The 11,556-nt window shown below is 67.0% G+C and carries 9 protein-coding genes; 6 read left to right on the forward strand and 3 right to left on the reverse strand.

What is annotated here, in order from left to right; all coding sequences use genetic code 11:
* Window positions 1-34 precede the first annotated feature (34 nt).
* The 3 genes from BM345_RS08300 to rsmA are packed head-to-tail and all read left to right on the forward strand — an operon-like array spanning window position 35 to window position 4,762.
* Window positions 35-2,473, forward strand: a complete 2,439-nt coding sequence (locus BM345_RS08300; protein ID WP_093377776.1) for an LPS-assembly protein LptD — start codon at window positions 35-37, stop codon at window positions 2,471-2,473.
* Window positions 2,474-2,496: 23 nt separating this feature from the next.
* Window positions 2,497-3,951: a peptidylprolyl isomerase gene (locus BM345_RS08305; protein WP_093377779.1), complete on the forward strand. Its 1,455-nt coding sequence runs from the start codon at window positions 2,497-2,499 to the stop codon at window positions 3,949-3,951.
* 37 nt (window positions 3,952-3,988) lie between these two features.
* Window positions 3,989-4,762 carry a 16S rRNA (adenine(1518)-N(6)/adenine(1519)-N(6))-dimethyltransferase RsmA gene (rsmA, locus tag BM345_RS08310; protein WP_093377780.1) on the forward strand — a complete coding sequence of 258 codons (774 nt, stop codon included), beginning with the start codon at window positions 3,989-3,991 and terminating at the stop codon, window positions 4,760-4,762.
* 278 nt (window positions 4,763-5,040) lie between these two features.
* Here the strand turns inward: rsmA and BM345_RS08315 are convergent, their stop codons facing one another.
* From BM345_RS08315 to BM345_RS08325, 3 genes are all read right to left on the reverse strand, one after another.
* Window positions 5,041-5,442: a barstar family protein gene (locus tag BM345_RS08315; RefSeq protein WP_254789649.1), complete on the reverse strand. Its 402-nt coding sequence runs from the start codon at window positions 5,440-5,442 to the stop codon at window positions 5,041-5,043.
* An 88-nt stretch (window positions 5,443-5,530) separates the two neighbouring features.
* Window positions 5,531-5,941: a guanyl-specific ribonuclease gene (locus tag BM345_RS08320; RefSeq protein ID WP_093377785.1), complete on the reverse strand. Its 411-nt coding sequence runs from the start codon at window positions 5,939-5,941 to the stop codon at window positions 5,531-5,533.
* Between the two features lie 224 nt (window positions 5,942-6,165).
* Window positions 6,166-8,523 (reverse strand): NADP-dependent malic enzyme, encoded by a 2,358-nt coding sequence (locus BM345_RS08325; RefSeq protein WP_093377787.1) that lies wholly within the window; start codon window positions 8,521-8,523, stop codon window positions 6,166-6,168.
* A gap of 183 nt (window positions 8,524-8,706) precedes the next feature.
* Between BM345_RS08325 and BM345_RS08330 the strand changes: the two genes are divergently transcribed.
* The 3 genes from BM345_RS08330 to BM345_RS08340 are packed head-to-tail and all read left to right on the forward strand — an operon-like array spanning window position 8,707 to window position 11,542.
* Window positions 8,707-9,753 carry an SPFH domain-containing protein gene (locus BM345_RS08330; protein ID WP_093377790.1) on the forward strand — a complete coding sequence of 349 codons (1,047 nt, stop codon included), beginning with the start codon at window positions 8,707-8,709 and terminating at the stop codon, window positions 9,751-9,753.
* 36 nt (window positions 9,754-9,789) lie between these two features.
* On the forward strand, window positions 9,790-11,295 hold the full coding sequence (locus BM345_RS08335; protein ID WP_093377792.1) for a DUF4178 domain-containing protein: 1,506 nt from the start codon (window positions 9,790-9,792) through the stop codon (window positions 11,293-11,295).
* Window positions 11,296-11,323: 28 nt separating this feature from the next.
* On the forward strand, window positions 11,324-11,542 hold the full coding sequence (locus BM345_RS08340) for a DUF350 domain-containing protein (protein WP_093377794.1): 219 nt from the start codon (window positions 11,324-11,326) through the stop codon (window positions 11,540-11,542).
* The last annotated feature ends 14 nt before the right edge of the window (window positions 11,543-11,556 follow it).

Consider the following 11,556-nt stretch of genomic DNA (forward strand, 5'->3'; position numbering starts at 1 on the left):
GTTCCGTCGCACATCAAAGTACCCTCACCTGCCGATGCTTGAATTGTCCCGTGCCACTCGGCGTCGGTGCCGCCCGCCTTTGCCGCTGGCGCTGCTCACCATCGCGCTGCTGCACGCGCAAGCCGCCATGGCACAGGATGCGCCTACCGGCGCGGCGCCCGACCCGCTTTCGGGGCCGCTGCAGTTGCGCCCCACGCCCCAGCTGACCGAAGCCCCGCCGCGCGGCGGAAGCGGCGAGCTGCCCAGCTTCATCACCGGCGACAAGATTTCCGGTCGGCCCGACCTCGACACCGTCATCGAAGGCCACGCGCAGCTGCGCAAGGGCGACACCGTCATCAACGCCGACCGCCTCGAATACGACCAGGCCACGGACGTCGCCAAGGCCACGGGCGATGTCCGCATCAACCAGGCCGGCAACGTCTACGAAGGGCCGGCGGTGCAGCTGAAGCTCGAAACCTTCGAGGGCTTCTTCGATCGGGTGCGCTACCAGTTCCTGGCCACCGGAGGCCATGGCGATGCGAGCCGCATCGACTTCATCGACGAGAACATCTCGGTGGCCCACAACGCCACCTACACCACCTGCCGGCGCGAGGACTACCCGGGCTGGACCCCGGACTGGCTGCTCACCGCAGCCACCTTTCGCGCCGACAAGGAAGAAGACGTGGGCACCGCCACCGACGCGCGGCTGAGCTTCATGGGTTTTTCCACGCCGGCCTTCCCGTCGCTGAGCTTTCCGCTGTCGGGCAACCGCAAGAGTGGCCTCCTGCCGCCGATCATCGGCCTGGACAACACCAACGGGCTGGAACTCACGCTGCCCTACTACTGGAACATCGCACCCAACCGCGACCTGACGCTGGTGCCCACGCTGATGAGCAAGCGCGGCGTCAACCTGGGCACCGAGTTCCGCTACCTCGAAGGCACCTACAGCGGCAGCGCACGAGTCGACTTCATGCCCAACGACCGCCTGCGCGATGGCGAGGACCGCTGGGGCATCTGGACGCAGCACCAGCAGAGCTTCGATGCCAAGAGCCTGGGCCTGGACTTCCTCTCGGGCAGCCTGGGCATCAACCGAGTCAGCGACGACAACTACTGGAGCGACTTCAACCGCACGCCCTCCGTCACGCAGCGCCTGCTGGCTTCGGACGCAGCGCTGTACTGGGGCAAGGGCGACTTCTCCGGCAAGGTGCGCGCGCTGTCCTACCAGACGCTGCAGGCGCAGGACTCGATCATCGTGCCGCCGTACGACCGGCTGCCGCAGATGACGATCAACTACACCAAGTACAGCCTGCCGGGCGGATTCGACTTCACCTTCGACGGCGACTACACGCGCTTCCATGGCGACCCGGCGCTGCAGGCCCTGCTGTACCCCGGCCGGCCCCAGCAGCCCGACGCCGAGCGCATCTTCGCGGTGGGGGCGATCAGCCGCCCCTTCCTCACGCCCGGCAGCTTCGTGATTCCGAAGCTGATGCTCAACGGCACCGCCTACCAGTTCGATACCGATTACTTCGGCCGTGCCAGCGCCACCCGGGTCCTTCCCACCTTCAGCCTGGACTCGGGCCTGATCTTCGAGCGCGATACCAGCTTCTTCGGCCGGGCCTTCACCCAGACGCTGGAGCCGCGGGCCTTCTACACCTACACGCCGTTCAAGGACCAGAACCAGCTGCCGATCTACGACACGGCGCAGAACGATTTCAACTTCGCGACGATCTATACCGAGAACGTCTACTCGGGAAATGACCGCATCGCAGACAACAACATGGCCACCGTGGGCGTGACCTCGCGCCTGATCGACCCGGACACCGGCGCAGAAGCGGCGCGGGTGGGCATCGCCCAGCGCATCCGCTTCAAGGACCAGGAAGTGGTGCTGCCCGGCCAGGCGCCCGTCACCGACCGCTTCAGCGACATCCTGCTGGGCGGCTCGATCAACTGGACGCCCCAGTGGAGCACCGAAGGCACGATCCAGTACAACCCCGACACCCAGCGCTCCAACCGCACCACGCTGGGCGGGCGCTACCAGCCGGGGCCCTACCGCTCGCTGTACGCCGCCTACCGCTACCAGGCCGAGAGCACGCCGCAGGCCAATGACGGCAGCAAGTCCATCGACCTCGCATGGCAGTGGCCGCTGAACGACCTTTGGGGCGACAAGGGCCAGGACCTCGGCCCGGGCCGTGGCCAGGGCGGCGGGCGCTGGTATGCCGTTGGCCGGCTGAACTACAGCATGGAGGACAATAAGCTCACGGATGGCATCATCGGGCTGGAATACGATGCATGCTGCTGGATCGGCCGGGTTGTGGTCGAGCGCCTGACCACCGGGCTGGCGACGGCCAACACCCGGATCATGTTCCAACTGGAGTTCGTCGGTTTCGCCGCCGTGGGCACAAGCCCGCTGCGCAGCCTGCAAAGCAACATCCGCGCATACCAGCCACTGCGTCAACGGCTCGAGTCGCCGAGCCGATTCACCCAATACGACTGATTTCTCCCTGAAGAAGGCCAGCCATGAGCCAATCCCGAATTCTCTACAGCGCCATCTTTCTCGCCGCCCTGGGCGCTGCAGGCATTGCACAGGCGCAAAGCAGCACCCGCTCGGGCGCCACCGCGAGCCCGGCGCCCCGCGGCATCACGGACATCATGCGCGCCGGGCCGCAGAAGCAGTTGCCGCCCGCCGTGGCGGCTACACCGGTTCCGACGCCTGCGCCGACCACCACGCCCAGCGGGCAGCGCGTGGCCGAGTACATCGTGGCGCTGGTCAACTCCGAGCCGATCACCAATACCGAGGTGCTCTCGCGCGTGCAACGCGCCCTGCGCCAGGGCGGCTCCGAGGTCGAGCGCGTGCCGCGCCCCGAACTCAACCGCATGGCGCTGGAACGCATCATCGTCGAGAAGGCGCAGCTGCAGCAGGCCAAGGAACTGGGCATCAAGATCGACGACCTCGCGGTCGACCAGGCCGAGGAAGGCGTGGCCCGCCAGAACCAGATGACGGTCACGGAGCTGGGCCGCCGCCTGGCGCAGGAAGGCATCTCGCGCGACGCCTACCGTCAGGAACTGCGCACCCAGATCACGATGATGCGGCTGCGCGAGCGCGAGGTCGAGCCGAGGGTCAAGGTGAGTGACCTGGAGGTGGACCAATACCTGCGCGACCAGCGCAGCAGCTCGGCCGCGAAGGCCGCGCCGGACGTGAACATCGCCCACGTCCTGGTCACCGTGCCCGAGAATGCTTCGGACGCCAAGGTGGCCGAGCTGCAGCAGAAGGCGCAAGGCATCGCGCAGCGCGCGCGTTCCGGCGAGGATTTCAGTGCTCTGGCGCGCGATCTGTCGGACGCGCCTGACCGCCTCAACGGCGGCGCCCTGGGCGTACGCAGCGCCGACCGCTATCCACCCCTGTTCATGGAGGCGACACAGAACACGCCCGTGGGCGGCATCGCCGGGCCGATCCGCTCCGGCGCAGGCTTCCACGTGCTGAAGGTGCTGAGCAAGTCGCAGCCCGGCGAAGCCTCGGCCACCGTCTCTCAGACCAAGGTGCGCCACATCCTGCTGCGCGTGGACGACAAGGCCAACACCGCTCAGGCAGCGCAGAAACTGGCCGAGTTCAAGAAGCAGATCGATGCCGGCACGGCCACCTTCGCGGGCCTGGCGCGCGACAACTCGCAGGACGGCAGCGCCAAGGACGGAGGCGAGCTCGGCTGGTCGCGTCCCGGCATGTTCGTGCCCGAGTTCGAGGAAGCGATGAATCGGCTGCAGCCCGGCCAAGTGAGCGATCCGGTCGTCTCGCGCTTCGGCGTGCACCTGATCCAGGTCGAGGAGCGCCGTGAGGCCAAGCTGTCGCAGGCCGAGCAGCGCGAGGCCGCGCGTGCCGTGCTGCGCGAGAAGCGCATGGAAGAGGCCTACAACACCTGGGCGCAGGAAGTGCGCGGCCGCGCCTACGTCGAATTCCGCGAGGCGCCGCAGTCCTGATGGCTTCCCGCCGGGCCGCAGCGCGGCACGCCGCGCCATGAAGCACATCCCGCGCAAGCGCTTCGGGCAGCATTTCCTCTCGGACGGAGGAATCATCGATGCCATCGTGCAGGCGATCGCGCCGCGACCGGGCGACGCCATGGTGGAAATCGGCCCGGGCCTGGCCGCGCTCACGCAGCCGCTGGTGGAGCGTCTGGGCCGCCTGACCGTGATCGAACTGGACCGCGACCTGGCGGCGCGGCTGCGCAACCACGGGCAGCTGGCCGTCATCGAGTCGGACGTCCTCAAGGTGGATTTCGGCGCGCTGGCGCAGGAACTGGCGCCGGACCAGCCGGCGGCGTTGCGGGTGGTGGGCAACCTCCCCTACAACATCTCCACCCCCATCCTCTTCCACCTGCTGGAGTTCGCCGGCCGCATTGCCGACCAGCACTTCATGCTGCAAAAGGAAGTGATCGACCGCATGGTGGCGCAGCCCGCCACCTCCGACTACGGGCGCCTGAGCGTGATGCTGCAGTGGCGCTACGCCATGGAGAACGTGCTCTTCGTGCCGCCCGAAAGCTTCGATCCGCCGCCGCGGGTGGACAGCGCCGTGGTGCGCATGGTGCCGCGCGCCGAATTCGCGCCTGTCGATGCCAGGCTGTTCGAGCAGTTGGTGCAGACCGCCTTCAGCCAGCGCCGCAAGCTGCTGCGCCACACCCTGGGCAAGTGGCTGGAGGCGATGGCCTTCGACGGCGAATTCGACACCCAGCGGCGCGCCGAGGAGGTGGCCGTCGAGGAATACGTGGCGCTGGCCCTGGCGCTGAAGAAGTAGAAGCAGCCAGCAACCGCCGCAGAAACGAAAAAGACCCGCCGAAGCGGGTCTTTTTTTGTACCGGTCGGCAGGGCCTCAGGCGGCCGCGAGCCAGTAGCCGGCGTTGAAGGGGCTGCTCATTCGCAGCGCCAGGGGCGACACGTCCAGGAGCTTGTCCGTGGGCATCTTCTCGGCGTTCGGATCTTCGGGGACCTCGGTGGCGGGTGCGGCGGCGACCGTGGCGGCGCCGTTGTTAGCCTCGTTCGCCCGTTCTGCTTGGCTGGCTTGTGCAGAACGGGCTACAGAAAAGAATAGAAGCACCGGAAGGGGATCTTGCGATCACCCCAGTAGTCCGAGGTGTCTCGGAAGATGTCCAGCAACTGCTCGCGTGCTTCCTTGTCGAACTTGCCGTTGGCCGGGATCTGCTCGAGCACCACCACGAAGCCGGGCTGCGGGCCCGACTTGTGCAGCGGGTCGGTCATGCAGTCGTACAGCGCGTCGAAGTTCTTGCCGAAGTGCTGCGGGAACATGAACTGCTGGGCGATGAGGTCGAGCACGTCCTGCTTGCTCTGGGCATTGCCCAGGTTGGCATACAGGAAATGCTGCCCCGCCGACTGCGCCGCCTCCTGCAGGTCGCTCACGCGGAATGCGCGGATCGACTGCACGATGTTCGGGCGTACGCCGCGAAAGGTTACGTTCATCTCCGGTGGTCTTTCCATAGTCGTCAACATGTCGTCGTCAGGCGCGTAGGGACGCCTCTCCAATGCCTTTAGTTTCCAGATCCCTGGTTCACGGGACGATGCGGCGAAAGCTCGCATAGTGGTCCGCGCTGTACCAGCAGGTCGAAGGCGCCTTCAGCGCACCACCACACACGATTCGCCGCGCGCCGCGGTTGCGGGCACCTGGGGTGGCGACCGTGTATTCGCGGTAGTGCCCGCGCGCTTCGCGTGGCAGGAGGCGTTCGCGATTGCCGAACACGCTGCCGTCCTTCTCGTACCGAAACGGGCCACCATCGAAAATGGCCTGGTAGGTTCGCTGTCCCTCCGCCGGAAGTTCAGTCAGGGCGACCGTGGTCGCCTGCTGACGGCTCGTGGTCCCGGGCCATTCGAAGCCCTGGGCCCCGGTCGAAAGCGCCGTGAGCACAAGCCCGGTGAGCGCAAGTTTCGAAACGACAGACCTGAGGAAGGCGAACGCCACGATGGGACAACGCGAACTGAAAAAGCGGGAGGGCCAGTGAAGCCCAGTGAACTGGATCCGGCGGAAAACCGGGTTTCGGCAGCGCCGAAAGCCTGGGGTTTACCCTCGAATTCAAGCCCGCCAGTGTGCACCAGACGCGCGCAAATAGCAAGCACCTGCCCAATTTCTGAGCAGGCGCCCCGGAGGCGGTCGCACTTGGAAGTTAGCGGCCGCTTTCTTGCAAAACGTTAACGGTCGGCGTTTGCGTCGGCCACGGTGAGGGCCGTCATGTTGACGATGCGCCGAACCGTCGCGCTGGCGGTCAGGATGTGCACCGGCTTGGCCGCACCCAGCAGGACGGGGCCGATGGCGATGTTGCCACCGGCCGCCGTCTTGAGCAGGTTGTAAGAAATGTTTGCGGCGTCGATGTTGGGGAAGACCAGCAGGTTGGCGTCACCGGCCAGCGCGCTGTGCGGCATGACCTGCGCGCGCTGCTTGCCGTCCAGCGCCACGTCGCCGTGCATCTCGCCGTCCACTTCCAGCCAGGGCGCCTGCTCGCGAAGCAGGGCCAGGACCTCGCGCATCTTCACGGCGCTCGGGTTCTCGCTGCTGCCGAAGTTGGAGTGCGAGAGCAGCGCCGCCTTGGGCTTGAGGCCGAAGCGCATCATCTCCTCGGCCGCCATGGTGGTGATCTCGGCCAGCTCGACCGCGCTGGGGTCGTAGTTGACGTGCGTGTCCACCAGGAAGACCTGGCGGTCGGGCAGCAGCAGGCCGTTCATGCAGGCGTAGATCGGCACGTCCTGCGGCGTGCTGGCGCAGCCGCCGGGGCGCTTGCCGATCACCTGGTCGATGTAGCGCAGGTGAAGCGCGGTGGTGCCCCAGGTGCCACAGATCATGCCGTCCACGTCGCCCTTGTGCAGCAGCATGGAGCCGATCAGCGTCAGGCGCCGGCGCATCTCGATCTTGGCCACCTGCACCGTGATGCCCTTGCGCTCGGTCATGCGGTGGTAGGTCTGCCAGAAGTCGCGGTAGCGGTGGTCGAAATCGGTGTTGACCACGTCGTAGTCCAGCTCCTCGCGCAGGCGCAGGCCGAACTTCTGCACGCGCTGGGCGATGATGGCCGGGCGGCCGATGAGCGTGGGGCGGGCAATGCCTTCGTCGACCACGATCTGCGCGGCCCGCAGCACGCGCTCTTCCTCGCCCTCGCAGTAGGCCACGCGCTTCTTCGGGGCGCGGCGGGCCGCGTCGAAGATCGGCTTCATCGTCGTGCCCGAGGCGTAGACGAAGTTCTGCAGCCTGTCCCGGTAGGCGTCCATGTCCTTGATCGGGCGCAGGGCCACGCCGCTGTCGGCCGCCGCCTGGGCCACCGCCGGCGCGATCTTGATCATCAGGCGCGGGTCGAAGGGCTTGGGGATCAGGTACTCAGGGCCGAAGCTCAGCTTCTCGCCCACGTAGGCGGCAGCCACGCGCTCGCTCTGCTCGGCCTGTGCCAGCTCCGCGATGGCATGCACCGCGGCGATTTCCATCTCGTCGGTGATGGTGGTGGCGCCGGAGTCGAGCGCGCCACGGAAGATGTAGGGGAAGCACAGGACGTTGTTGACCTGGTTCGGGTAGTCGGTGCGGCCAGTGGCCATCACCACGTCCTCGCGCACCGAACGCGCGTCTTCCGGGGTGATTTCCGGGTTCGGGTTGGCCAGGGCGAAGATCACCGGCTTGGCGGCCATCCCGGCCACCATGTCGGGCTTGAGCACGCCGCCAGCCGACAGGCCCAGGAACACGTCCGCGCCTTCCATCACTTCGCCGAGCTTGCGCGCCGAGGTCTTCTGCGCGAAGCGGGCCTTGTCCTCGTCCATCAGCTCGGTGCGGCCTTCGTAGACCACGCCGGCCAGGTCGGTGACGAACACGTTCTCGCGCTTGAGGCCCACCTTGAGCAGCAGGTTCAGGCAGGCCAGCGCGGCGGCGCCGGCGCCCGAGGCCACCAGCTTCACTTCGCCGATGTCCTTGCCCACCACCTTCAGGGCGTTGAGCATGGCGGCAGCCACGGTGATGGCGGTGCCGTGTTGGTCGTCGTGAAAGACCGGGATCTTCATGCGCTTGCGCAACTCGCGCTCGACGTAGAAGCAGTCCGGGGCCTTGATGTCTTCCAGGTTGATGGCGCCGAAGGTGGGCTCCAGCGCGGCGATCACCTCGACCAGCTTGGCCGGGTCCTTCTCGTCGATCTCGATGTCGAACACGTCGACGCCTGCGAACTTCTTGAACAGGACGCCCTTGCCCTCCATCACCGGCTTGGACGCCAGCGCGCCGATGTCGCCCAGCCCCAGCACGGCGGTGCCGTTGGTGATGACGGCCACCAGGTTGCCGCGAGCGGTGTACTTGAAGGCGTTGACCGGGTCCTTGACGATCTCTTCGCAGGGCGCGGCGACCCCGGGCGAGTAGGCCAGCGAGAGGTCGCGCTGGTTGAGCACCTGCTTGGTCGCAGTGATCGCGATCTTCCCGGGAATGGGATGCTCGTGGTACTCCAGCGCGGCGCGTCGCAGTTGTGCTTGCCGGTCTTCGGCGCTCAAGGGACTGGCCGCCGGATTGCTGGTGGGAGTGGGATCGGACATGGACGAGTTGACTCCTGCTGCCGCTGATGCACGTTCGGGCCCACGGCTTCGTTGTAAGGGGCGCCGATTGTAGACCTCGCCTGTGCGGGCCGCCGCGCCATGCCGGGTCGCCGCACTGCGGCGCTATGGCAAACTTCCAGGCGGAGGCCCGAACCACCCGAGCAACACGAGGAGAGAAGCGCCATGGCACTGATGGATTTCATCAAGAAACAGTTCATCGACATCATCCAGTGGACCGAGACCGGCGACGGCACGCTGGCCTGGCGCTTCCCGATGGCGGAGATGGAAATCCAGAACGGGGCCTCGCTCACCGTTCGCGAATCGCAGATGGCGGTCTTCGTCAACGAAGGCCAGGTGGCCGACGTCTTCGGCCCCGGCATGTACAAGCTGACGACGCAGACGCTGCCGGTGCTCACCTACCTGAAGAACTGGGACAAGCTCTTCGAGTCCCCATTCAAGAGCGACGTCTACTTCTTCAGCACCCGCCAGCAGGTGGACCAGAAGTGGGGCACGCCCCAGCCCATCAGCATCCGCGACAAGGACTTCGGCGCGGTGCGCCTGCGTGCCTTCGGCAACTACGCCTATCGCGTCGCCGACCCGAAGAAGTTCCACACCGAGATCTCCGGCACGCGCGACATCTATTCGGTGCAGGACCTGGACGGCCAGCTGCGCGGCCTGGTGCTGCAGAACATCAGCAACGCCATTGCCGCCAGCGGCGTGCCCTTCCTGGACCTGGCGGCCAACCAGATCCAGTTCGCGCAGGCGCTGGCCAGCCAGCTCGCGCCGGAGTTCGCCAAGATCGGGCTGCAGCTGGACGGCATGACGGTGCAGAGCATCTCGCTGCCGGAAGAGCTGCAGAAGATCCTCGACCAGAAGATCGGCATGGGCATGGTCGGCAACGACATGGGCAGGTTCATGCAGTACCAGACGGCGCAGGCCATCCCCAAGTTCGCCGAGGGCGCCTCGCAGGGCGGCGGGGTGGCGGGCGACGCCATGGGCCTGGGCGCCGGCGTGGCGCTGGGCCAGGTGCTGGCGCAGAACCTGGCGCAAGGCCTGCAGGGCAATCCCGGTGGTGCCGGTGCGCCGGCCGCCGCGCCGGCGGTGGCCGCCATCAGCCCGGCGGAGGTCATGGCGACGCTGGAGAAGCTGGGCGAACTCAAGTCCAAGGGCATCCTCACGCAGGAAGAATTCGACGCCAAGAAGACCGAACTGCTCAAGAAGCTGGTCTGAGCCGCGCCGCTTTCCAGATGACGCCGTCGTCGTCGAATGGCTGAGGGCGCCGGCAGCCCCCAGCGTGCCTACCGGGCCCCCTGCCCGGGCTGCGGCGCGCCGGTCGAGTTCCGCTCGGCCCAGTCCACCCATGCCGTCTGCGCCTACTGCCAGAGCACGGTCGTGCGCCAGGGCGACACGCTCTCGCGCATCGGCAAGATGGCCGAGCTCTTCGACGACTTCAGCCCGCTGCAGCTCTTTGCCGCAGGAAGCATGCAGGGGCATGGCTTCACCATCGTCGGGCGGCTGCAGTACCAGTACGAGGGCGGCCACTGGACCGAGTGGATCGCCGCGCTGGACGATGGCCGCATCGGCGTGCTGGCCGAGGACAACGGCGCCTATGTCTTCGCCCTGCCCTACGAGCTGAAGCGTGAAGCGCCCTCCGCGGACACGCTGCGGCTGGGCCTGACCACCGCCATCGACGGGCGGCCCTTCACCGTCAGCTCGAACCAGCAGGTGAGCTTGATCTCGGCGCAGGGCGAGCTGCCGCGCCTGCCCACGCTCGGCCAGCCTTTCACCGTGGTGGAACTGCGCAACGAGCAAGGCCTGGTGCTCAGCCTGGAGTACGAGACCCCGGCGCCCACCGCCTACCTCGGCCGCAGCGCTTCGCTGGACGAGCTGAAGCTCACCGGCCTGCGCAGCGAATCGGCGAAGGAAGAAAAAGGCCGCAGCTTCGCCTGCCCCAATTGCGGCGCGTCGGTGACGCCGGTGCTGGCCGAGAGCAAGTCCATCGCCTGCAAGAGCTGCGGCACCCTCATCGACCTGAGCGAGGGCATCGGCGGCGAACTGAGGCATACCACCCAGGACGAGCCGGTGCGCCCGCTGATCGCGCTGGGCCGCACCGGCCAGTTGCAGGGCGTGTCGTGGCAGGTGGTGGGCTTCCAGCACCGCATGGGCGAGGTGCCGGGCGAGGACGAGCATTTCGGCTGGAGCGAATACCTGCTCTACAACCAGCAGCGTGGCTTTTCCTTCCTGGTGGATTCTGAGGAAGGCTGGAGCCTGGTGCGGCCGCTGACCGGTGGCGCCACCCTGTCCAAGGACGGCCGCTTCGCCACCGCGCAGGGCAAGCAGTACCCGCTGCAGTACAGCTACAACGCGAGCACCAGCTACGTGTCCGGCGAGTTCTACTGGCGCGTCGAGCGCGGCCAGCAGACCTTCAACCGCGACTTCGCAGCGGGCCGCGACCTGCTGTCGCTGGAGCAGTCGCGCAGCGAGCAGACCTGGTCGGGCGGCTCCAAGCTCGACAGCGCCACCGTGGCCGCGGCCTTCAAGCTGGATGACCAGAAGGCGCTCTTCAAGCGCAGCGACGCCGCGCCGCTGAGCACGGCGCCGCGCCTGGGCTGCGGCACGGTGATCCTCATCCTTTTCCTGCTCATCGTGCTGCTCGGCATCCTGAGCACCTGCAGTTCGCGATGCGATCCGCGCTACGAGAACTGCTCTTCCTCTTCCCGCACCTCGGGTGGCTCCTACGGGGGTTATTCGAGCGGCGGCGGCCACAAGTAGAGAATCGTTTCAACAGGAGGTCTGCATCATGGGAATCGAATGGTTGAAGCCGGCGGTCGTGCTGGGCTCCCTGGTCTACGCCCTCATCGGCGTGGTGGTGTTCTGGGTGTGCTTCGTCGTCATCGACAAGCTCACGCCCTACAACCTGTGGAACGAGATCGTCGAGAAGCAGAACCGCGCGCTCGCGCTGGTGGTGGCGGCCATGTGCCTGGGCATCTCCATCATCGTGGCGGCCGCGATCCACTGAGCCCTCGGCCTGCT

It is taken from the genome of Variovorax sp. OV329, assembly GCF_900114785.1.
GTDB lineage: Bacteria > Pseudomonadota > Gammaproteobacteria > Burkholderiales > Burkholderiaceae_C > Variovorax.

Bases quoted from the DNA above. Each gene is read 5' to 3' on its own strand.
- BM345_RS08315 (WP_254789649.1), bottom strand. From the start codon at position 5,442: ATGAACGTAACCTTTCGCGGCGTACGCCCGAACATCGTGCAGTCGATC.
- BM345_RS08330 (WP_093377790.1), top strand. From the start codon at position 8,707: ATGGCACTGATGGATTTCATCAAGAAACAGTTCATCGACATCATCCAG.
- BM345_RS08340 (WP_093377794.1), top strand. From the start codon at position 11,324: ATGGGAATCGAATGGTTGAAGCCGGCGGTCGTGCTGGGCTCCCTGGTC.
- rsmA (WP_093377780.1), top strand. From the start codon at position 3,989: ATGAAGCACATCCCGCGCAAGCGCTTCGGGCAGCATTTCCTCTCGGAC.
- BM345_RS08335 (WP_093377792.1), top strand. From the start codon at position 9,790: ATGGCTGAGGGCGCCGGCAGCCCCCAGCGTGCCTACCGGGCCCCCTGC.
- BM345_RS08305 (WP_093377779.1), top strand. From the start codon at position 2,497: ATGAGCCAATCCCGAATTCTCTACAGCGCCATCTTTCTCGCCGCCCTG.
- BM345_RS08300 (WP_093377776.1), top strand. From the start codon at position 35: ATGCTTGAATTGTCCCGTGCCACTCGGCGTCGGTGCCGCCCGCCTTTG.
- BM345_RS08325 (WP_093377787.1), bottom strand. From the start codon at position 8,523: ATGTCCGATCCCACTCCCACCAGCAATCCGGCGGCCAGTCCCTTGAGC.